We start from the raw sequence: 22,496 nt of genomic DNA, 5'->3' as shown, positions 1-22,496 counted from the left end.
CAAGGATGATTACCGTTGCAGTGAGGGGGCATGACGTTCCCGGGGTCGATGACTTCGAATCCCTGGGCGCCCGACTGGAAGGGTATGGGGTCCATGCGGTCCAGCTGTCTCTGGCTCGGCAGTTCCCCGATCTGGCTTCGGTGGACCGAATCAATCCCGGCATTGGTCAGACCTGTCGTCGTCAGTTGGGGGCGCACGGGGTCGATGTGGCTGTACTGGGGTGTTATATCAACATGATCCATCCCGACCCGGTGCGTCGGGAGGCCTTGCTGCGGCAATTCGAGGCGCATCTGCGCTTCGCGCGCTGCTTCGGCGCGCCGATGGTGGCCAGCGAGACAGGTTCGGTTCTTCCCGAGCCTATAAGTCGCACCGAGGCCAACTTCACTGAGGAAGCCTACCGGCAGGCCCGCGCATCCATATCACGGCTTGTGGCCTACGGGGAGCGTATGGGAACCATGGTCGGCATCGAGCCGGGCATCAACCATCCCATCTGTTCGGTGGCGCGCACTCGGCGGCTGCTGGATGAGATCGATTCGCCCTACCTGGGCGTGGTCTTCGATCCGACTTCCCTGATTTTTGCCGGCAATGCCGGGGAACAGATGGACTTGGCCCGGGCCGGGTTTGATGCCTTTGCTGACAGGATCCTGGCCGTTCATGTACGGGACTATCGAATCGTACCCGGCAAGGAACAGGTCCAACCCTGCGACAATGGCGAGGGGATCATGGACGTTCCCGCCGTTCTGGATCTTGTCAAGGCCTATAGGCCCATGTCGGCTGTGGTCTTCGAGGAGACCAAGGGGCCGGCCATCGCCCGCGTGGTGGAGAGATATGCCAATTATTGAATTGACGTATATTCGCGTCCGCGGAGCAGAGGAAAACGGTTGGGTGCCTTGGACCCCGACCAATTCGTAAGGAGGTTATCATGACAGGGTTTTCCATGGACCAGTTTTCACTTAAAGGTAAGGTAGCGCTGGTCACCGGGGCCGTCTACGGCATTGGATTCGCCATTGCTTCGGCCTTGCATGAGGCAGGCGCCACCATCGTCTTCAACGCCTCCAATCCCAAATCGGTGGATCGTGGATTGGCCGCTTATCGGGAAGCCGGGATTCCGGTGCATGGCTACGTCTGCGATGTCACGGATGAGCAGGCTGTGGCGGCCATGGTGGAGCGCATCGGCAAGGAGGTGGGTACCGTAGACATCCTGGTCAATAACGCAGGCGTCATCAAGCGCATTCCCATGCTTGACATGAGCGCCGCCGATTTCCGCAAGGTGGTGGACGTGGATCTGAATGGCCCCTTCATCGTCTCCAAAGCTGTGCTGCCGGGCATGATCGCCAAGGGCGCAGGGAAGATCATCAACATCTGCTCCATGATGAGCGAGCTCGGAAGGGAAACAGTATCCGCCTATGCGGCGGCCAAGGGCGGTTTGAAGATGCTGACCCGAAACATCTGCGCCGAGTATGGGCACGCCAACATCCAGTGCAATGCCATTGGCCCAGGCTACATCGCCACACCACAGACGGCTCCCCTGCGCGAGCGCCAGCCTGATGGATCCCGGCACCCATTCGATCGGTTCATCATCTCCAAGACCCCGGCTGCCCGCTGGGGTTCGACCGCAGACCTACAAGGGCCTGCAGTCTTCCTGGCTTCCCCGGCATCCGACTTCGTCAACGGTCAGGTGCTGTATGTGGATGGGGGCATCCTGGCTTATATCGGCAAGCAGCCGGAGTGAACTGCGGTGCCAGAATCCCACTATATTGACAATCTATCAGCAAAGGAGAATGCACGATCATGAAAGTGGCATTAATCAACGAAAATTCTCAGGCCGCCAAGAATCAGATTATTTTTGAGACCTTGAAGAAGGTCTGCGACAGCAAGGGATATCAGACTTTCAACTACGGTATGTACGGCAAGCAGGGGGAGAGCCAGCTGACCTATGTGCAGAATGGGCTATTGGCATCCATCCTGCTCAACGCTGGGGCAGTCGACTTCGTGATCACCGGCTGCGGCACAGGTCAAGGGGCCATGACCGCCCTGAACAGCTTCCCCGGGATTGTCTGCGGTCTGGCGGAGGAGCCCACTGACGCCTATCTGTTCAGCCAGATCAACGGAGGCAACGCCCTGTCGATTCCCTTCGCCAAGGGTTTTGGCTGGGGCGGTGAGCTCAATCTGGAGCTGATCTTCGAGCGGCTCTTCGCAGAGCCCATGGGAGGCGGCTATCCCAAGGAGCGGGCTGTGCCGGAGCGTTGCAATGCCGGTATCCTGCAGAAGGTGAAGGCTCAAGTCTATCGTCCTCTCACCGAAGTGCTGGATAGGCTGGATCCTGATTTCGTCAAGGAAACCATAGCAGGCGAACACTTTGCGGAATACTTCATGGCCAACGCCCAGGATGGGCCAATCAAAGACCGCATCGCTGCCCTGCTGGCCTGAACGGCTAAAGACAGGTCAGAAAATATAAATGAGGCGCCGGGATTCCGGCGCCTCATTTATATCTACAAGTGCGAACGGAGGGAGTTGAACCCTCACGAGCATCAGCTCACTGCCACCTGAAGACAGCGCGTCTACCATTCCGCCACGTTCGCAGACAACTGAAAAGGTTAGCACGGTTGTCTGCGCGGCGCAATAAGGGCGTGTTGGTTCAGCCCTTGGATCCGTGAGCGTAGAACCGGGCCAGGGTCTCCTTCTTGTACTCGTCAAAGTAGCCGCCGTCGATGGACTGGCGGATTTCGTCCAGCAGCCTCACAAAGAAGCGTTCGTTGTGGATGGTGGCCAGCGTGTAGCCGTTGAGCTCATGGGCGCGAAGGAGATGGTCGATGTAGGCCCGGGAGTAGTGGGTGCAGGTGTAGCAGTCGCAGTCCTCTTCGATGGGTCTGAAATCGGTCTTGAACTGGGCGCGCTTGATGTTCCAGCGGCCGTCACGGGTGAAGACGGCCCCGTTGCGGCCGCAGCGGGCCGGGGATACGCAGTCGAAGGTGTCCCCGCCGTTCTCCACGCCTGCAAAGATGTCGTCCACGGCGGCGATGCCCAGCACGTGCCTGGGCCGGGATTCGGGCATTTCGTCGCAGATCCAGGCGCAGGTCTGTCCCAGCAGCCGTTTCTCTATGGCGCCTCCGATGCCCACGCCGTCGAAGTCCAGGGAGGCGATCTGGCGGGCGGCGCGTCTGCGCAGATCCTCATAGTTGGCCCCCTGTACCACGCCGAACAGGGCCTGGTAGGGCTTGCCGGTCCGTGCCTGGGTCAGCCTCTGGTGCTCCTCCACGCAGCGTTTGGCCCAACGGAAGGTGCGCTCCACTGACTGTTCCTGGTAGGTGCGGGTGTTCATCAGTGTGGTCAGCTCGTCGAAGGAGAACATGATGTCGGCGCCGATGCGGTGCTGGATGCCCATGGAGATTTCGGCCGAGAAGCGGTGACGGTCACCGTTGAGCGGAGACTTGAAGGTGACTCCGTCCTCGTCCACGAAGGCCAGGCGCTCCTTGCCTTCAGCGATCACCTGGTCCGATTTCATGCCGGTCACGTCCATGGCCAGGGTCTTCTTGAATCCAGCCCCCAGCGAGAGGACCTGGAAGCCGCCCGAGTCGGTATAGGTGGGGCCGTCCCAGTTCATGAACCGGGCCAGGCCGCCTGCTTGGTCCAGAATGTCGGGACCGGGACGTTCAAACAGGTGGAAGGCGTTGGCCAGGAGGACCTGGGCACCCAGCTCCCGCATCTGCTCGGGCAGGACGGCCTTCATGGCCGCCTGGGTGGCCACGGGGATGAACGCGGGGGTGTGGATGTCTCCGTGAGGGGTGTGGATGATGCCGGTGCGGCCGTAGCGGCGGCCATCGTGTCCCAGGCCTTCGGCGCTGTCGGGCAGGCGGTTCAGGGTCTCGAATGAGAATGCGGCGCGGTCGCCGGGTCGGCCCGGCGCGGTTCCCAGTGGGTTGGTGATCAGGCTCATGGCTCCACTGTATCCAAGACTTCCAACCGTCCCGCTGCCGCCCTGCGAACAGTCGATGTGACTTTCATCCAATGTTCAGACAACATTCAGCATTTCGGCTCTAGACTTGGAAGCAATGCATGCGAGGACCCGCTTCGCCTGTCAGCCGGAAACAGCAAAAACCGCGGGCGACGGGGTAGATTGACAAGCGTGACCGAATAGCAGGCAGCGGCATCGATCCAAAGGAGCAGAAATGGCTGAAGAGCACAAGGCCGACCCTTGGAGGGGCGGCGATGACGATCAGTCCTGGCAGCCAAGCCACATCGAGCGCGGGGCCGCCGATCAAGAGCAGGAGACGGGAGCTTCCACGGACCAGACTGACTCTGCTCAAGTCCCTGCGACAGAAGAAGGGGACCAGCAGACCCAGGCCTGGGACCAGAGGCCCACCACCCCCATCACCATGCCTGGTGGTGATGCCCGGCCTACGACTACGGAAAACGGGTCGAATGACGATAGCGGCACCGGGACTTCAGCCTTCGCTTCCAGCGGCTCGACCACGGGGCAGGATGCGCCGACGCAGCAACAGCCTTTCTACCGGCCTGCGCCCGAATATGGAGCTTACGCGCCAGCAGGCTCGCGTCCGCCTGCCAACGATCAGGGTCAGCAGCAGCCGAACCAGCAGCCCAACAACCAGGGGTATGGTTCCAGTCCTCAGCAGGGTTTCTTCGGACAATACGGGCAGCCTGGCCAGTTCGGTCAGGGTGGCCAGCCCCGTCAGAATGCCGGCCAGAACCCCCAGGGTGGCCAGCCCTCCGGTCAGGGGCCGTTCGTGCCCTTCGGCTCCGGCGGCCCCAACGGCCGGCCCGGTCCAGCCAACAACGCCGGCAGCAACATGAGCGGCACGGGCAAGTATGTCTTCACCGCCGTGGTGGCCGCACTAGTGGCTGCCGCCCTCATGCTGGGCCTGGGTTGGGCGGCACTGTCCAACGGATGGATCACCCTGCCCTCGTCCTCCTCGCTCAGTGGGGTCTCCTCCAACTCCTCGGGCCAGGGCACAGCCAAGGTCCAGGGCGGGCAGGCTCCTGACTGGCAGGCCATCAGCAAGCAGGTCTCCGAGTCCGTGGTCTCCATCCAGGTGCAGACCAAGAGCGGGGTGGGGGCTGGATCGGGCGCGGTCTTCGATACCCAGGGCCATGTGGTCACCAACAACCACGTAGTCGATGGCGCCCAGGAGATTCACGTCACCCTCTCCAATGGGCAGATGTACACGGCCAAGGTGGTCGGCACCGACACCACGGCCGATCTGGCCATCCTCAGCCTGGATCATGCGCCCTCCGACCTGAAGCCCGTGAAGTTCGCCGACTCCGAAAAGCTGGCTGTGGGCGAGAATGTCATGGCCATTGGCAATCCCTTGGGCTACGAGAACACGGCCACCACCGGCATCGTCTCGGCTCTGAACCGCCCGGTCTCGGTCATGGACGAGAGCAACAACAACCCCATCGTGACCAACGCGGTTCAGCTGGATGCGGCAATCAACCCCGGCAACTCAGGCGGTCCAACCTTCAACGCGGCTGGCGAGGTCATCGGGATCAACTCCTCCATCGCATCCATGGCCTCCTCCAAGTCCGAGGCGGGATCCATCGGCATCGGGTTCGCCATCCCGTCCAACCTGGTCAAGCGGATTGCCGATGAAATCATCAAGGACGGCAAGGCCAAGCATGTCTCCTTGGGTGTCACCATCCAGAGCAGCACGGCCCAGGCCGATGGGGTAACCCGAGGCGGGGCCAAGGTCACCAAGGTGGTCTCCGGCTCACCGGCCGACAAGGCGGGCATCAAGACGGGCGACACCATCGTGGCTTTCAACGGCCATGCGGTCAACAACAACTACTCCCTGCTGGGCTTCGTCCGGGCTGCCGCCTTCGGCGATTCGGTCAAGATCACCGTGGTGCGCGACGGCAAGACCGCCGAATTGAGCGCCACACTGGACAGCGAGGAGCAGACCGTCCAGGGCAAGCCCAGGACCAACAGGAGGAACTCGGACGGCAGTGGTCAGGACGGTGACTCTGGCCAGGGCGGTTCGGGCGACGACGATGACTCCATGGATCCCTTCCGCTTCTTCTTCGGGCAGTGATCCGGGACTGAACCCAGGGGCCGCATCCGTCAGATGACAGGTGCGGCCCCTTGTCATACCGCCGTCCATCGCTGACCCCTGCGCGGTATAGGCTTGAAATGTCAAGAGCAGAAGAGAGCCGTGATCCGGCTACGGCTGTCAGGTCGACAAGTCCGGAGCGGGGAAGTGGTCATGTCAAGAATCCTGGGTTTCGCCAAGAAGGTCCCCATGCTTTGGGTGGTGCTGGTCTGCGGGCTGGTCATGGGCCTGCTCTGGCACCCCTATCGCCAGGCTGCCCAATGGCTGGTCGCCGTCCTGGTGGCCGTCTCGTTGGTGGATACCCTCAAGGGGATGATCGATGACGTGCGCCAGGGCCACGTGGGCGTGGACATCCTGGCCGTGGTCGCCATCCTCTCCACCCTCGCTGTGCAGCAGTACTGGGCCAGTTGGGCCGTGGTCCTCATGCTTTACTCAGGTGACGCCATCGAGCAGTACGCAGGGAACAAGGCGCAGAACAACTTGACCGTGCTGGTCCAGGCTGCACCCCAGGTGGCCCATGTGGTCCAGGCAGAGTTGCCAGAGGGGGAGCATGCCCTTCCCAAGGAGAGCGACTGGAGCACGGTGGATGTCGATAAGGTCCGTCTGAACGACCTCCTGGTGGTCAAGCCCGGCGAGACCGTGCCCGTTGATGGTGAGCTGATCAGCCCGACCGCCACCCTGGACATGTCCACCATCAACGGCGAGCCCATGCCCCGCAGGCTCTACCAGGACGCCCAGGTCATGTCCGGAGCGGTCAACGGTTCGGGCACCTTCCTGATGCGGGCCCGGCAGCTGGCGCGGGACTCCCAGTACCAGCGAATCCTCAGCCTGGTGCGCTCCGCCCAGAACTCCCGGGCTGCAGTCGTCAGAACAGCCGACCTGATGGCGGTCCCCTTCACCGTGGTGGCCTTCATCATCGCCTGCGTGGCCTGGATCATCTCCGGCGTGCCGACCCGGTTCGCCCAGGTTCTGGTCCTGGCAACCCCCTGCCCTCTGCTGATTGCCGCCCCTGTGGCCTACATGGCCGGGACGGGAAGGCTGGCCAAGGCGGGGCTGCTGATCAAGACCCAGGATGTGATCGAGAATCTGGGCCGGGTCTCGCACATCTTTTTCGACAAAACCGGCACGTTGACCGTAAAACGTCCCCAGGTGTCCAAGATCGACCTGCCATACGGTGAAAAGCAGAAGGTCGATACAGACCGGATTCTGGCCATGGCGGGCGCTGTGGAGTCCTACTCGGTCCACATTCTGGCCAACGGGATCGCTGAAGCGGGAGCCGCCGCCCAGGACCGACTGCGGGCACAGGGCAAGGGAGAGGCCCATCTGCATGCGCGGGAGGTTCAGGAGGACTCCGGCAACGGGGTACAGGGCCAGGTCGACGGCCACCAGGTCAAGGTGGGCAGGGCCCAGTTCGTGGCAGACGGGCATTCAAGTGATTTATTCGGCCCCCTGGCGCCTGATGAGATGGCCTCCTACGTCTCTATTGATGGGGTCTTGGCCGCCAGGGTAGTCATGAAGGACGTGCCCAGGTCGGATGCCGCCCGGACCATTACCCAGCTGCGGGAGTTGGGCATCACCCGTCTCTCCATGGTCACCGGTGACAAGGAGGCCTCGGCCCGGATCATCGCCGACCAGGTGGGCATCACCGACGTGCATGCCGGTCTTTTCCCGGAGGACAAGGCCGATCTGATTGCCAAGGCCTCCAAGGAGGAGCCCAACCGGCAGCCCATCTGGGACATCTGGCTGTCCAAATTCCTTGGTGAGTCAGTAACCAAATCCATCACCCTGATGGTGGGGGACGGGGTCAACGATGCCCCGGTCCTGGCCGCGGCCGACGTGGGCATGGCCATCACCGACGGAACCACCACGGCCGCCTCCGAGTCCGCCCAGGCCGTGATCATGAATGACGACATCGCCTGCCTGCCCAGGTCAATCACCATTGCACGCAGGACCAAGCGGGTCATGCTCCAGGCGGTCATGCTGGGGCTGACCCTGGCCACGGTGGGCATGCTCTGTGCCGCCTTCGATCTGATTCCGGTGGTTGTCGGCGCCTTTACGCAAGAGGCCATCGACGTGGTTTCAATCCTCTGGGCCCTGACTGCGCTGATAGACCGGGACTGAGGCCTTTTCGCGACGCTTGGTGAAAGTCCCGGGGATGGAGCCCAATTTGCTCTGTTCCCGGCAGTCGCTTTGCGTTAGGCTGACAAGCATGAGCGATAATAATGTCAACGATTCCACCATGCCCGCACCGGCCCGCGGCGAGGAAGCCGACTCCCCCCTGCGCGTGGCCGTCATAGGCGCGGGGCCTGCAGGGGTCTACGCCTCTGACATCCTGCTGCGGCAACTTCGGGAGAAGGGCGCAGACCTGGGTCTGGGCGACAGGGCCCGAATCGATCTGTTCGAGAAGTTGCCTGTTCCCTTCGGCCTGGTCCGTTACGGCGTGGCCCCGGACCATCCCAGCATCAAATACATAGCTGGTGCCTTGGAGAAGACCCTGGACAACCCCGAGATCCACCTCTATGCGGATGTGGAGTTCGGCAAGGACGTCAACTTGGATGATCTGCTTCAGCGCTACGATGTGGTCCTCTTCGCCACCGGCGCCGTGGACGACCGCCCCCTGGAGATCGCCGGGCACGAACTTGATGGCGTTCACGGTGCCGCCCACTTCGTCGAATGGTATGACGGCTATCCTGATGCTGACCAGGACTGGCCCCTGGATGCCAAGCAGGTGGCCGTTATCGGAGGCGGGAATGTGGCCATGGATGTCTCCAGAATCCTGATGCGCCGGGCCGACGACCTGCTGGGCACGGACATCCCCGATAATGTCTACCAGGGGATCCAGGGCAACCAGGCCCGTGAGCTGCACATGTTCATCCGTCGCGGTCCGGCCCAGGCCAAGTTTTCGGTCCAGGAACTGCGTGAGCTGGAGAAGCTGCCCGGAGTGCAAATCGTCATCGACGAGGAGGACTTCGACCTGGATCAGGAGACCATCGACCGGGCCGGTGCCGACAAGCTGACCCGGCAGATGCTGGAGGAGCTCTTCACCATTAGGGAGATGGCCGAGGACATGGCTGAGGACGGCGGCGTCGACTTCGAAGGCAATCCCGCCGACCGCCGTTTCTATATGCACTTCTACCGGATGCCTGCCGCAATCATAGGCCAGGACGGCAGGGTGACCGGCATTCGCGTGGAGAAGACCAAGGTTACGCCCGAGGGCACCATGGAAGAGACCAGCCAGTACGAGGAGTATCCGGTACAGGCCGTCTACCACGCCATCGGCTACAAGCCTGCCGAGGTTCCCGGCATTCCTTACGACTTCTCCGGCTACACTCTTTCCAACGTCCACGGTCGCGTGACTACTGCTCCCGAAGGGCAGGATGGTCGACCTATCGACCGGCTCTACGCCACGGGCTGGGCCAAGCGGGGACCCGTGGGCCTGATCGGGTCCACCAAGTCCGATGCCCTGGAGACCATCGGCAACATGCTGGATGACTTGGCTGCCAGCCCGTCTCGCGGCCGCTTCGCCAAGGACCGGGACGACGATTCGATTGATCGCTTCCTGGCTGACAAGGGCATCCAGCCCATCGACTTCGCCGGCTGGAAGCGGGTGGATGCCTACGAGCGAGCCGAAGGGGCTAAGGTCGGCCGCGAGCACATCAAGGTCATCGACCCCGACCAGCTCCGCCAGCTCGCCCACGGCGAGTAGGCGATCGGCCATAGGCCGTCAGTGGTAGGGCCTGGATGAGGTTCATGAATCCTCATCCAGGCCCTGTTTTTAATCTGGACTACTGGGCGCTCGCAGCGGACGGATAGGCCTGGCGCAAGTATCATTGTTACTAGGAGCCCTCACTGAATCGAAGGAGCGTGACATGGCTAACCTGACTCTCTACCCGGCCACCCTCCAGTGGGCCGTTGAGGAGAGCGATGCCGATCCAGTGGCCCTGTCCCGGCGCCGGGGGCTTGGCCAGTTGCCGGATTGGCTGGAATCCAAGGAACCCGTGTCCGTATCCTTCAACAAGGTTGAGCAGCTCAGCAGGGCCCTGCATGTGCCTTTCGGCGCCTTGGTCAGGTCGGTCGTGCCCCGGCACCGCCTTGAGCCCCTGGTCCGGTACCGTACCGTAGGCAATACGTCTGTGCAGCCCAGCAAAAATCTGCAGGACACCATCGACCAGATGCGATTCAGACAGGAATGGGCCAGGGATGAATTGCTCGAATCCGGTTTGGATGCTAACCCGCTGGTCGGGTCGGTAGGGGATGCAGAGCAGGACGACGCCCTGGCTGATGCGCTTCGCTCCACCCTAGGACTGGATGTGCGCTCTACCTGGGAGGGCGGCAATTCCAGTGACCGCTTCCGTCAGATCAAGGAACGGGCCTCTAATGCAGGCATTATGATCATGCTCAACTCCCAGGTGGGCTCCATGAGTTCTCGAAAGCTGGATCTTCAGGAATTCCGCGGGTTCGTGCTGATCGACGACATGGCTCCGCTGGTGTTCATCAACAGAAACGATTCCTTTGACGGCATGATCTTCACCTTGATTCATGAGGTGGGGCACGTATTGCTGGGCACTCAGGAGCTCTTCGACGGCATTGGCGGCCAAGGGGATCGCAAGGTCATGGAGCGCGCTATAAACCGGGCAGTGGTGAAGGCCGTGATCGACGATGAGCGCTTCCGGCAGGTGTGGCGAGAGCAGTTGGAAGAGGGACAAAAGCCTGCCGATGCCGCCGAGTCCATAGCTGATGACTTCCACCTGAGTGCCTTGGCTATGGGCATACAAGCCCATCAGTTCGGCTTGACTGGCGAGGATACGCTTGAGGAACTGCAGGCACGAATGAATCGGCATCTTCAGGACAAGGCAACTCGCCATCAGGATCGGGAACCCCATGGCAATGGCAACAGGACCAACGCATCCAGGGTCGACACCGGTTTCGTCCGCCTGGTCAATGCCGCCATGGACGGGGGCAGATTGGCCCCGACCGAGGGCTTCGACCTGGTGGGGGTGCGTTCTCCGCAGTCTTATCAGGGTTTGATTCGTGAAAAGAAGCTGATATGACCCCTACTCTCTACCTGCCCGATTCCAACGTCTTCATCGCCTCCTACCGGCTCAACCATCCTTTCGACTACAAGGAGTTCCACCCCTTCTGGCGATGGATGGAAAAGCTGGCTGAGGACAGGGTGATTGCCATGGTGGATGTCGTCTACGACGAGCTGGTCAACGAGCAGGCCGCTGATCCCGATATGTTGGCTCTTTGGGTGCGTGCAGTGTTCAAAGGCCGCCAAATAAGCCACAAGGACGACAGGTATGCACAGGTCTATGCGAAAATCCAGGATTATCTGGTCACCTGCGGGCAGTATACGGAAGGGTCGCGCCAATACTGGGAGTCAGAGGACAAGGCGGATCCCTGGCTGATTGCCGTTGCCAAGGTCGAAGGGGCGGTCATTGTGACGGATGAGGCCCGAGTTCCGCTGCAACAGGGGCAGCACATGAAGAAAGAGCCCAAGATTCCCAACATCGCAGACCAGTTTGGGGTGAAGACCATGAATCTTCGGCGATTCTTCGATGCCAACGGGAGGTTGAAGAAGGCCCAATATGTTCCTAAGCCTCGTGACAGGAAGAGCGTAGATCCAATCGTATTGTTCTGAACAAAGAGGGGGACATCGGCAGCCCCATCTTTTCAGCGGTCGTTCAGCAAAAATTCAGCGGTATTGTCTACCATGGAATCCATGAATGGCAAGCTGAAGGTTCACGGACATTTCAACGGCCTTAAAACGACGCTTTTGTTCGCCCTCATGTGGGCCGTTATCATGCTCATCTGGTGGCTGACTGGCGGTCGCCAGGGGACGCTGGGCATCTATATCCTTATAGGCCTGGCCACCACTTTCGGGTCCTACTGGTTCTCCGACAAGGTGGCGATTGCATCCATGCATGCCCGGCCGGTCAGCGAGCAGGAGGCCCCCGACCTCTACCGGATCGTCCGAGAGCTGTCGGGGAGGGCCGGTAAGCCCATGCCCCGCATCTACATTGCCCCCACTGACTCGCCCAACGCTTTCGCCACAGGTCGCAACGAGCGCCATGCCGCCGTCTGCTGCACCCAGGGGATTCTGCGCATCCTCAACGAGCGGGAGATTCGCGGGGTGCTGGGCCACGAACTCATGCACGTCTACAACCACGACATCCTCACTTCAGCTGTGGCTTCGGCCATGGCCACGGTCATCACCTACCTGGGTTACTCCCTCATGTATTTCGGCGGTGACAGCCGGGACAGGGATAGTGATTCCGGCGTCTTCGGCCTCCTGGGCGTGCTGATCAGCTCGATTCTGGCCCCTCTGGGTGCTTCCCTGATCCAGATGGCCATTTCGCGCACCCGTGAGTATGACGCCGACGAGGACGGCAGCCGGCTGACTGGGGATCCGGCGGCTCTGGCGTCGGCGCTGAACAAAATATCCTATGGGTCTCAGGCTGCGCCTATGCCGCAGACCGCCGGTACCCAGAGCGCCGCCGCCATGATGATCGAGAACCCCTTCTCGGTCAAAGGATTCAGCAGGCTCTTCTCCACTCATCCGCCCACCGATGAGCGCATCGCCCGCCTGATGCAGATGAGTCAGGAGATGGGGCAGACCCAGGTGAATTCCGGGCATGGAGCTCAGGTGGGGTACTGAGAGGTCGAGCAGTTTTGCGTCCCTGTCGATAGGAGATGATGCCTGGGATGACGGAGACCATCAATCTGGCCATCGTCGACGATCAGGAGCTGGTCAGAGCAGGACTGGTCTCGATACTGGCTGATGAGGACGATATCAACATTGTCGCGGATGCAGCCAGTGCCCGGGAGCTTCTGGAGCACCCTCGCCTGAGAGATGTCGATGTGGCCCTGGTTGACTGCCGTATGCCTGACATTGACGGGATTCGCCTCATCGACATCTTGCGTAAGAGAGGACTGAAAGCCCGATGCATCGCACTGACGGCATTCGACGAGGATGAGAACCTTGTGGGAAGCATCAAGGCTGGAGCATATGGGCACCTGCTCAAAGACGCCGATGCAGAGGAGATCATCGGCACCGTGCATAGGGTCTATAGGGGTGAACGCGTCCTCGGGACTGCAGAGTCGGGTAGGCTGATGGACCTCATCAGCAGGGAAGGCGAACCGTCGCAGCCTGTCAAAGCAGCGGGAGGAGTCGACGTAGCCGACGACTTCGATCGGACTGACCGTCAGATCATCGACATGATTGTGGCTGGTTTAACCAACAGGGAGATTGCCGATCATCTCTGCCTATCCCTGGGCACGGTCAGAAACCGCATCAGTAGCATTTTCGACAAAACCGGCGTGCGCAATCGCACCGAGTTGGCCATGACCTCAAGGCGGTCATGAGCCCGTCAGAAACTGAGTCGTCTCAGGAGCGGAAACCAGGGTCCCTCCCATACGTGGGCCTGGTGGAGGTCGCTTCGTTCTGCTGCTCCTTCCTGTGGTCAAAATATGGCAATCCTCTCAACTTCTTCCTCTTCCAGACGGTCATGGTGTCGGCCTGGCTGGGTTATAGGCTGATTCGGCGACGTATTCCTGCCCTCATTTGTGGGGGCCTTCTCATCGCGGTTTGTCTGTCAGCCACTCTCTTCGACAATCCGCCGCAGATGTTTCTCACCACCATCGTGACCGTGGATGTTCTCTTCGCCTTTCCGGAGATCTGGACCTGGGTCGCAGTAGGAGGGGAAATAGGGGTCTACATTCTGCATATGGCATGGAGGGGAGAATGGCGACGGGACTCCTGGGGCGATACGGTCCTGAACCTGGCTCTGATCGTCTTCTTCGCGGTGGCTTTCCTCTTTTACGCACGGGCCAGCCGTCTGCTCATTGAAAAGAACCGGCAGCTCGCCAGGCAGTCGCTCACAATAGAGAGCCTGGCCCTAGCTAAGGAGCGGGCAGAGATGGCCTCGCAGATGCATGATTCGATTGGTCAGTACCTATCGGCCATGCACATGGAGCTTGAGGCGGCGCAAAGGACCCTGCACAAGGGTTCATCCATCGACCGGGCCCTCACCCATGTGATCAAGGCCGAAGACATCGATAAGAAGGCACTGGCTCAGGTACGTCAGCAGGCCAGGGCTTTGAACCCGGCTGCCTTTGGCGGGGAGCTGACCAAGGAGTCGATTGTCGGTCTGGCAGACTCCTTTGAATCCACAGGTCTGCATGTGACCGCTACGGTGAATGGGAGCCTGGAGGGCCTGTCATCGCAGAATAAGGTCCTTATCTACCGGGCCTTGCAGGAGACTTTGACCAACGTGGTCCGTCACGCCCATGCCTCCTCCGCCTCGATTGTTATTGATCTGGCACCGAGAACCCTTCGCCTGTGTGTGACGGACGACGGGGTGGGTCCTGGCAAAGGGTCTGGTCGGTTTGTGCCGGGCTTCGGCCTGTCCTCCCTTGAGCAGAGGGTAAAGGACTTGGGCGGCTTCCTGCAGGTAGGACCGGCAGAGACAGCGGAGTCTTCCCGAGGTACCCGGGTAATACTCTCCCTTCCATTGACCGCGGATTCTTGCAGGTAACTTCTGCGGTGCAGCGGACGCAGTGACATTTGTCCTCCTGATGGTGACATCTGTCGGTAGCATCTCCACTATCCGTCGATATAGCTTGGCCCTATGCAATGGGCAGCAATAGGCGGTGAAAGGAAAGGACCCGGAACGGAAGGGGCTGAGGGGCGGAGTATTAGGATCGGGTACATCCGCCTGGTGAATTCCTTGTGGAGGGGAAACCGCGGCCTGCAAATCCTGAACATCCTGGCTGGAGCCTGTCCCATGGCCTTGATTCTCCTGGTTCTTGAGGCTATGGTCCGGGGAGGAGAGGGTGCCGATTCGGCCACTCCGGTAGTCATGGTAGCCATCTTTCTGACGTCTTCAGCTTCCGTTTCCAAGACCATCAGCGACCATGCCTTCACTGCTCAATGGGACAGGCTCATGCGCATCCGTCTGCTGGGCGCCTCCCCCTGTCGGCTCCTGGGCTCGATACTGGCCGTCCAAGGTCTCATGGCTGCCTTCTCAGGCCTCATTGGCGTGGCTCTGGGCGAGCTGATGAAGCCTCTGGCAAGGCCTGCCATGGCACGGCTGGACATGCTTTTGCCGGAGCATGGCATCCTGCCAAACCTCTCCTACATTCTTATGACGGTCCTGCTTTCCGTTTTGTGCCAATGTCTGGGCGCCATATTGGCTGCAGTGAGGGTCATCCGAGCTCGGCCCGATTTGCAGTCCATGCCCCGCTCTTCCGGGAGACGGCACCGCGCCCTGTCTACTGCGGCCATGCTCATGGTGGTCCTTGCGACTTGCATGATGATCTACCTAAAGGGGACTGGAGCGGCCGCCGGCGGTATGGGCATCTTTTTGATTCCTCTCTTGGCATGGGCCTTGATAAGAGTGGGCAGACCCCTATTGAACCGAGCAGCGGGGGTCATCATGGCGGGTTACCCAAAAGGTCCTGTGGTCACCTTGGCTTTGCGCAATCAGGAGACCACTAGGGCGGCCTCGCTCTTCACGATGGTGGTCGTCGCCACTGCAGTTGCCTGCGGACTTTTCGGATTCTTGGGATACAGCGATGCCAATGCGCGCGCCTCTCTGACCACGGCTCTGGCAGGAGGGTCTGTGATCAGCCCGGTCGGCAGTGACCGAGGGGCCCTGGATCATTGGGCTGCCTATGTTCGGTCGCGCGATACTGATCCTCTTATTCTGGCTCCTGCCACCGTAGTGCCTATGGCAAAGGACGGTGCGGGATGCGACCGGCAAATACGCCGGGCCGCCTCCTACTATCGTGGTGCCTCACGCCTTCAAATAGATGGCGATCTGAGTCGGATTTTTCCGTCGGCAGCCCTGCATCCTGCGCGGGATAGTACAGGATTGGACGGGCTCGATGGGGTAGTGGCTTCCAGTCCGGAGGTGGGTGCGGGTCTGTCCCTCGGTGCGCCGGTCTGTATTGATGATGGGAACGGACCAGCTCGACGGAGTCGGATTGCGGCTATAGCTGACCTGCCGGGTGGAATGGGTCAGTACTTCATCCCCTCGCATCTATCTACTTCTACCTCCCGAAATGCATGGAAGACCGGATATGAACGTTGGGGCGGGCGCACTCCCCTGGCTCTGGTTTCGTCACAGGTGGGTGGCCGGGAGGTGCCGACAGGGGTCGTTGACCAGACGGCTGAAGCATGGGTGGCGAATCTGCCGACTGGCAAGATCTATGCACAGACCGGAGGGGAGGGGATGAAGGAAATGGCCGTCATCGTCTACCCGGTCTTGGTCATATGTGCCGTGGGCGTCCTGTCGCTGATCTTCACCATGGTTGAGGAGAGGCGTAGAACCAGGGCCGTGGCCGTCCTTCTTGATTTGGGAGTCTGGCGGTACGGATGCAGTGGGACGTTAAGGTACCTGAGCGAAGTCTTGCCGGCCTTCCTGCTGGCCTGCGCCGGTTCGCTCCTGGTTGTCAACCTCTGCTCTCACCCGCAGTCAGTCGAACTCTATGGAGGTATCTCCTTTTACTGTCCCGCTGGGCAGCTGGGTCTGCTTCTGGCGGTGGTCCTGGCGATGGGGCTGGTGGCCCTGGTCGCCCACATGATTTCCTATGTTCGTCTGGTCTGTCAGGGATGAGCAAAGCAGCCTGTGGTGGACTGGAAATAAGTGAGAGCGCCATGAAATGAGACGGAGTCTTACATTCGGCGGTTGTGAGCGGATGTTTTGAAAATTGCGTGTAAGAAGGCTGGGCGTGAGAAGGAGGGATGTATGGAAACAGGACATGATGGATGGGATGCAAGAAAATCTCAGGTAACTGCCCAGGGTGTGGGCCCGGATGGTGGCGGTACGGTCTTGCGGGCCAGGTCCGTTTGCTACGACTACTCGGAAAATGGACGACGCAGGCATCGTCTGCTGGGAAAGTCGTATGACAGGAATGGGCCGGCACCTCAAATCGGGCCAGTCAATATAGAACTGCAAGATGGCTGTATTGCGGCCCTGATTGGACCCTCGGGATGCGGGAAGTCCACTGTGCTCAAGCTGCTTGCCGGCATCCTGACCCCCTTGCGAGGTCAGATCTGGTATGAGCATCGGGATATTGCTCGGCAGCCGGATTTTCGCCGGGCAAGGCTTCGCAGGACCGAATTCGCCTTCATTTTTCAGGATTACATGCTGGTCGATTCTTTGACGGTCGCCGAGAATATCATCCTGCCGCGGTCCTTGAATGGTTCAGCCACCGATGATGGTGCTGTACGTCGGGCTCTGGCCTGTGTGGACCTGCCGACCGGTGTAATGAGGCGAAAGGTGGGCGAGCTGTCAGGAGGTCAACAGCAGCGGGTGGCCATCGCTCGGGCCATGATCATGGATGCGCAGGTTCTCTTCGCGGATGAGCCCACCGGCAATCTGGATCCCAGAGCCCGTGAGGACACCCTTGATGCCATCCAAGCAGCCATGAGTGCGGGACTCAAGGCCAGCCTTCTGGTTACTCATGATGCCAGGGTGGCTTCCAGGGCCGACAGAATTCTGTATATGCAGGATGGGAGGATTTGCGGTTCCTATCCCCATATGGATCAAGAGGATATAGAGCGGCTCCTTCTGTCCGGGTCGGAGTAGGAGGAGCCGCTGAGGTCGATTCAAAGCTGAATTCTGTGCCCGTTACAGACCACGGTTTTGACGGACCAGTCAGCTGGGTTCAGGAGGAGGAGGTCGGCCGCATAGCCGGGTGCCAGCAGACCCAGCGGAGCACCGGTGATCGGGTTGGAGCGGTCCAGTCCCAGGGCCCGGGCAGGTGTCAGCGTGGCGGCTTCCACGGCCTGGGGGGCTGGCAGGCCGATGGCCTGGATAGCTCTGCCGACTGCCACATCCAGGGTCAGGGTTGAGCCGGCGATGGCCCCGTTGGAGGTCAGACGGGCGTGGCCGCCCTTCACTGTTACATCCAGGGAACCCAGCTTGTAGGCGCCGTCCTCGCAGCCGGTGGCCTCCATGGCGTCGGTGACCAGGGCTATCCGATGGGGGAAGAGCCTGAAGGCCAGGTCGACGCAGGGGTCCTGCACATGGAAACCGTCGTTGATCAGCTCGGCTGTAACCCGGCGGTCCTCCACGGCGGCTGGAATGGGGCCCGGCTGACGGTGGTGGATGCCGTTCATGGCGTTGAAAACATGAGTGAGTATACGGGCGCCGGCATCGAATGCGCGGCGGGTCTGGTCATAGTCGGCATCGCAATGGCCAACCGCAGGCACCACACCGGACTCGGCCAGGCGGGATATGGCCTCGTAGCCATGGTCGCGCTCGGGGGCCAGGGTCACCTGGCGTATGCAACCGTCGGCAGCCTCCAGGAGATTGTCAAGAACCGCTGGCTCAGGATCGCGCAGGCATTTGGGATCGTGCGCGCCCTTACGGGAGAGTGCGATGAAGGGCCCTTCCAAGTGGGCGCCCAGCAAGTCGGGCCTGGAGTCCATGACCCTCTTGACTGAGCGCAGATTGGTGCACATCGTGTCGACCGGATTGGTGATCAGGCTGAGCACCTGTCTGGTGGTTCCATGGACCATATGGCAGGCCCTGGCTGTGCGAATGGCCTCGTCCCCGTCATCGAAGGAGTGAACCCAGCCGCCGTGGGAGTGGATGTCGATGAACCCGGGGGTGAGGATGAAGCTGGCTGCATCGATGAACTCAGCACCGTCCACATTCACGTCATGGGCATCTGATCCAGGCTGGAAGGAGGGGGGCAGGCTGGGCAGCCCAGCGGCCCTCAGGGCGGATTCCAGGCTCTCTCTGCCTTGCCCGACCTGCTCAATCCTGCCATCCAGGGTCAAAATCCAGCTGTTTTCCCTGATTCCTCGAGCGTCTATCAGCCTTGCGCCAGTCAGGACAAGGGGATGGGCCGGTCCGTGGAGGGATGATTCAACCGCGAGCCCCGCCGACTCGTATGCTTCCTTGGACATGTTTGGTTTGCCTTCTAGATGGACTGCCAGTCAGGCTTGTTGGTATATGCCCACTTGTAGTAATCGCGGTTGCGCAGGCGGGAGGCGGCGGCCTCGTCCACGATTACGGTGGCGTGGGGATGCATCTGGAGGGCGGAGGCCGGGCAGAAGGATGATATGCCGCCCTCTACGCTCTCGGCCACGGCTTCTGCCTTCCCGGCACCGAAGGCCAGGAGGACCAGCTGGCGTGCTTTGAGGATGGTCCCGATGCCCTGGGTGATGCAGTGGGTGGGCACCTGATCCATGTCATTGTCGAAGAATCGGGCATTGTCGATGCGGGTCTGCTCGGTCAGTGTCTTGATGCGGGTGCCCGAGGCCAGGGAGGATCCAGGCTCATTGAAGCCAATGTGCCCGTCTGTGCCGATGCCCAGGATCTGCAGGTCGACTCCGCCGGCATCCTCGATTGCCTGGTCGTACACGCGGCCAGCGTCCTTGATGGTGTCCAGGTTTCCATTTGGCACCTGCACCTTGGCAGGGTCCAGGCCCAGAGGCTCGACCACGGTTCGGTCGATGGTGGAACGGTAGGACTGGGGGTGGGCAGGATCCAGCCCCGCGTACTCGTCCAAGGCGAAGCCGCGCACCTGGGAGACGTCAATCTTCTCCTTGCGGACCAGATCGGCAAGCGCTTGGTATGCCGCCAGGGGACTGGACCCCGTGGCCAGACCCAGCACGCAGTCAGGCTTGCGCCGGATCAGGTCGGCTGTGTAGCGGGCATAGATTTTGCCGGCTTCCTCCTGGGACTTGACGATGATGATTTCGGTCATGATGCGATTTCCTTTCCAATAAAGTCAGATGGGCGACTGTCGGCGGCCATGCGTCCTGCCAAGGCTGCGCCGATGGCTGCGATGGGCAGGTCGGCCGGGGCCAGACGCAGCCGGTCTGGCAGACTCAGCGAGGCGATGAAGTGGCTGCAGGCTGCACTTCTATTCAGATGTTCGGTGACCAGATCCAGCAGCGGCTGGCCGATTTTGCTCATGCCGCCGCCCAGGATGATGACTGCGGGATCGATGGTCAGGGCCACAATCTGTACGGCCAGGGCAATGCCATGGCCGATGATGTCCTCGACTTCCTGGGCGTGCTGGTTCCCTTGGCTTGCCTGGGCAATCAGGTCAGGCATGGGGTGGGCGATTCCCGGCCAAAGGGCTTCCGCTGCCGAACCTGAAGCCACGGTCTCCAGGCAGCCACACTGGCCGCACTTGCAGGGAAACCGATGGTGATCCACTGAGATGTGGCCAATTTCGCCGATTGCCCCGCTGGCTCCGTGTTCGATCCGACCCTCTCGAATGATGCCCGCTGCCAGACCGGTGCCTAGGTTGATGAAGGCCACTACGTGGTCGTCTTGGTCGGGCAGGGCCCTGGGCCCATCACGCCCAGGCTCTGATGCGGGGCGTCGGGACTGGTCCCGGGCAGCCTCGGAGTGGGGTGTGGTTCCAGGGGCCACCAGTGTGTCATCGGCCTGCGATGCGGCTCCCAGCGCAGCGATGTTGACATCGTTCTCGACGCGGACAGGTAGGCCGGTCGCCCTGGCGACGGCAGGGCCCAGAGCCATGTGACGGATGCCCAGGTTGACCGCGTCATCCACTATTCCCCGGTTGGCATCCACACGTCCCGGGATGCCTAGGCCCACGGTGGCCGTACCCTGGTTCGGGCCCAACTGATCCAGCAGGTGGCGGATAAGCGTCACCGTGTCGTCATAAACCGCTTGGTTCCCCTTGCGCGTGGGGATTCGAAAGCTGGCCAGCATGTGCTTGTCGCCATCCATGGCCACGCCTTCGATCTTGGTACCGCCAATGTCAATTCCTAGGCTGATCGGGCCAGCCTGGACGCTATCTGTATCCGCCTCGGGATGCGGGGTCGATGCTGCCATGGATTTCAGCGGGCCTGATTCTGGTCCGTCCGTCCCTGTCCACAGGCCTTCTTGACGGCCGTGGCGATGGAGGCCGCCGGGTCGTTGTAGGGGATCAGTGTGGACTGGAAGGCGTGGTAGAGGTCGGACTTGCCGGGCCAGACCGTGCCGATCACGTGGTTGCCGGCATCCAGCTGATGCCACCAGGACCCGCCTTGGTGATCAATCAGATAGTGGTCTACATAGCTGCAGAAGGTGGCGTACCAGTCAGCGTAGGTGGCCTTGCCGGTGGCTGCGTAGAGGGTGGACGAGGTGTTCAGGGCCTCGGCCAGGGTCCAGTGCATGCGGTCGTGGACTACAGGGCGGCCCTGCCAGTCCGTGGTGTAGACCAGGCCCTCGGCCCCGTCGACGGCCCAGCCATCCTCCACTGCCCTGGCGAACAGGTGCTCGGCTGCCTCGATATAGCGGCGACGGTCGGCCTCCTGATCGAACCTACCCAGGGCGTACTGGGTGATCAGCCTGGCCCATTCGATTCCGTGGCCCGGCGTAGCTCCATAGGGTTTGAACTGGTCGGCCTTGTTGTCCTGGTTGTAGTTCAGGTCGGCCTGCCAGTCGCTGTTGAAATGCTCGGGGATGCGCCACTGGTTGTTCTCGGCCCACCTGATGACCTGGTCGATGATGCGGCCGGCGCGCTCGCGGTAGTCTTCCTTGCCGGTGGCATCGGCCACGGCCAGGAAGGCCTCGGTGCTGTGCATGTTGGCGTTGAGTCCCCGGTAGGGGTCCAGCTGCGTGAAGCCGCTGTCCCAGGTATCGACGGCCAGGCCCTTCTCGTCATCCCAGAAGTAGCGGTTGAAGATCTCCAGTGCCTGGTCCAGCAGGTCCTGCCCATCTGGGTCGCCCGCCAGCATGGCCGAGGAAGCGGCTAGGACTACGAAGGCGTGGGTGTAGCAGGACTTGCCGCTCTCGGGCTGGCCCTGCCAGGAGACCGAGGGATACCAGCCGCCATGTTCGTCGTCGTGCAGGTTGCCTTGGAGGGCCTGGACGCCACGATGAACCAGCTCTGATGCGCCCGGGTATCCCAGGAGGCTGCCGATGGCGTAGACGTGGGTCATTCTGCAGGTGATCCAGGTCTGGATTCCCTGGTCCGGGTCGATGCTGCCGTCGTCATTGAGCCAGCCGGCACCGCCCTGCTCGGTAGGGAACCCTCGTCCGAAGTCCAGGAAGCCATAGGTCTGCGAGGCCATGAAGATGTGGTTGGCCTCGTTGCCCAGCAGGTATCGGGGATTTATGGCGGACGGTGAGACTCCCGAATGGTTCGGTGTCGTGGTCATGGCGATCGCTCCTTTGCTCAGCGGGGGATGCAGCTGTTTCTGGTAACTGTTTACAGCCTAACACGTAATTGTTAGGAAACTGAACTTTTTACTGGCTGTACCTGTTTTCTTGCTCACGATGCTAGTGGGTAGTCCTGAAAACGAACCGCTTTGGTGCCGTAATGACGAGGTATGGACCTGCCCGAGCAAGGAAGTTTACAATATAAGTAGCAAGCATGGATGGGCATGATCACGGGGTTCAAGGCCCAATCCCCATGGCGGGTCCCCGTTCCCGCATTATCTATCGTCAGGCG

General features: G+C 61.1%; 18 protein-coding genes and 1 tRNA gene. 13 read left to right on the top strand and 6 right to left on the bottom strand.

The annotated features are described in order from the left end of the window. The first annotated feature begins 5 nt into the window (after window positions 1-5). The 3 genes from H3T89_RS08030 (at window position 6) to H3T89_RS08020 (ending at window position 2,430) form a co-directional block, all read left to right on the top strand. Window positions 6-842: a sugar phosphate isomerase/epimerase family protein gene (locus H3T89_RS08030; protein ID WP_198216763.1), complete on the top strand. Its 837-nt coding sequence runs from the start codon at window positions 6-8 to the stop codon at window positions 840-842. Between the two features lie 80 nt (window positions 843-922). Beyond that, window positions 923-1,732, top strand: a complete 810-nt coding sequence (locus tag H3T89_RS08025; RefSeq protein WP_015021140.1) for a gluconate 5-dehydrogenase — start codon at window positions 923-925, stop codon at window positions 1,730-1,732. Between the two features lie 59 nt (window positions 1,733-1,791). Then, the gene (locus H3T89_RS08020) at window positions 1,792-2,430 is read left to right on the top strand and encodes an RpiB/LacA/LacB family sugar-phosphate isomerase (RefSeq protein WP_015021141.1); all 639 of its coding nucleotides are present in this window, start codon (window positions 1,792-1,794) and stop codon (window positions 2,428-2,430) included. Between the two features lie 69 nt (window positions 2,431-2,499). Here H3T89_RS08020 and H3T89_RS08015 read toward each other — a convergent pair. Next, window positions 2,500-2,582 (bottom strand) — tRNA-Leu (locus tag H3T89_RS08015). 56 nt (window positions 2,583-2,638) lie between these two features. After that, a complete protein-coding gene (gene tgt, locus H3T89_RS08010) occupies window positions 2,639-3,937 on the bottom strand; it encodes a tRNA guanosine(34) transglycosylase Tgt (protein ID WP_015021142.1) in 1,299 nt (432 codons plus the stop codon). Between the two features lie 232 nt (window positions 3,938-4,169). Here tgt and H3T89_RS08005 point away from each other — a divergent pair, with 232 nt between their 5' ends. The 10 genes from H3T89_RS08005 to H3T89_RS07960 all read left to right on the top strand — a co-directional run bounded on the left by H3T89_RS08005 (window position 4,170) and on the right by H3T89_RS07960 (window position 17,659). Further along, the gene (locus H3T89_RS08005) at window positions 4,170-6,047 is read left to right on the top strand and encodes a S1C family serine protease (protein ID WP_198216762.1); all 1,878 of its coding nucleotides are present in this window, start codon (window positions 4,170-4,172) and stop codon (window positions 6,045-6,047) included. Window positions 6,048-6,218: 171 nt separating this feature from the next. Then, on the top strand, window positions 6,219-8,186 hold the full coding sequence (locus H3T89_RS08000) for a heavy metal translocating P-type ATPase (RefSeq protein ID WP_198216761.1): 1,968 nt from the start codon (window positions 6,219-6,221) through the stop codon (window positions 8,184-8,186). A gap of 118 nt (window positions 8,187-8,304) precedes the next feature. Further along, a complete protein-coding gene (locus H3T89_RS07995) occupies window positions 8,305-9,771 on the top strand; it encodes an FAD-dependent oxidoreductase (RefSeq protein WP_198216774.1) in 1,467 nt (488 codons plus the stop codon). 163 nt (window positions 9,772-9,934) lie between these two features. After that, window positions 9,935-11,116, top strand: coding sequence for an ImmA/IrrE family metallo-endopeptidase (locus H3T89_RS07990; protein WP_198216760.1), 1,182 nt, complete (start codon window positions 9,935-9,937; stop codon window positions 11,114-11,116). Further along, entirely contained in the window at window positions 11,113-11,706 is a 594-nt protein-coding gene (locus H3T89_RS07985; RefSeq protein ID WP_198216759.1) for a DUF4411 family protein, read from the top strand. Before H3T89_RS07990 ends, H3T89_RS07985 begins: the two co-directional genes overlap by 4 nt. Window positions 11,707-11,787: 81 nt before the next feature. After that, window positions 11,788-12,723: a zinc metalloprotease HtpX gene (gene htpX / locus H3T89_RS07980; RefSeq protein ID WP_046322188.1), complete on the top strand. Its 936-nt coding sequence runs from the start codon at window positions 11,788-11,790 to the stop codon at window positions 12,721-12,723. A gap of 47 nt (window positions 12,724-12,770) precedes the next feature. Beyond that, window positions 12,771-13,430: a response regulator transcription factor gene (locus H3T89_RS07975; protein WP_198216758.1), complete on the top strand. Its 660-nt coding sequence runs from the start codon at window positions 12,771-12,773 to the stop codon at window positions 13,428-13,430. Continuing rightward, window positions 13,427-14,602: a sensor histidine kinase gene (locus H3T89_RS07970; RefSeq protein ID WP_198216757.1), complete on the top strand. Its 1,176-nt coding sequence runs from the start codon at window positions 13,427-13,429 to the stop codon at window positions 14,600-14,602. Before H3T89_RS07975 ends, H3T89_RS07970 begins: the two co-directional genes overlap by 4 nt. Before the next feature lie 249 nt (window positions 14,603-14,851). Beyond that, entirely contained in the window at window positions 14,852-16,684 is a 1,833-nt protein-coding gene (locus H3T89_RS07965; protein WP_198216756.1) for a hypothetical protein, read from the top strand. A 132-nt stretch (window positions 16,685-16,816) separates the two neighbouring features. After that, window positions 16,817-17,659 carry an ABC transporter ATP-binding protein gene (locus H3T89_RS07960; RefSeq protein WP_198216755.1) on the top strand — a complete coding sequence of 281 codons (843 nt, stop codon included), beginning with the start codon at window positions 16,817-16,819 and terminating at the stop codon, window positions 17,657-17,659. Window positions 17,660-17,679: 20 nt separating this feature from the next. Here H3T89_RS07960 and nagA read toward each other — a convergent pair whose 3' ends face one another. From nagA to H3T89_RS07940, 4 genes are read right to left on the bottom strand one after another with little or no spacing between them, the layout of a single operon-like run. Next, window positions 17,680-18,987, bottom strand: coding sequence for an N-acetylglucosamine-6-phosphate deacetylase (nagA, locus tag H3T89_RS07955; RefSeq protein WP_198216754.1), 1,308 nt, complete (start codon window positions 18,985-18,987; stop codon window positions 17,680-17,682). A gap of 14 nt (window positions 18,988-19,001) precedes the next feature. Further along, window positions 19,002-19,790 carry a glucosamine-6-phosphate deaminase gene (gene nagB / locus H3T89_RS07950; protein WP_198216753.1) on the bottom strand — a complete coding sequence of 263 codons (789 nt, stop codon included), beginning with the start codon at window positions 19,788-19,790 and terminating at the stop codon, window positions 19,002-19,004. Continuing rightward, window positions 19,787-20,893 carry an ROK family protein gene (locus H3T89_RS07945; protein WP_198216752.1) on the bottom strand — a complete coding sequence of 369 codons (1,107 nt, stop codon included), beginning with the start codon at window positions 20,891-20,893 and terminating at the stop codon, window positions 19,787-19,789. Before H3T89_RS07945 ends, nagB begins: the two co-directional genes overlap by 4 nt. 5 nt (window positions 20,894-20,898) lie before the next feature. Then, a complete protein-coding gene (locus H3T89_RS07940; RefSeq protein WP_198216751.1) occupies window positions 20,899-22,203 on the bottom strand; it encodes an AGE family epimerase/isomerase in 1,305 nt (434 codons plus the stop codon). Between the last annotated feature and the right edge of the window lie 293 nt (window positions 22,204-22,496).

Origin of the sequence: Bifidobacterium sp. W8114 (assembly GCF_016101165.1) — a bacterium.
GTDB classification, from domain to species: Bacteria; Actinomycetota; Actinomycetes; order Actinomycetales; family Bifidobacteriaceae; genus Bombiscardovia; species Bombiscardovia asteroides.
This window is presented reverse-complemented; position numbering and strand designations above follow the sequence as displayed.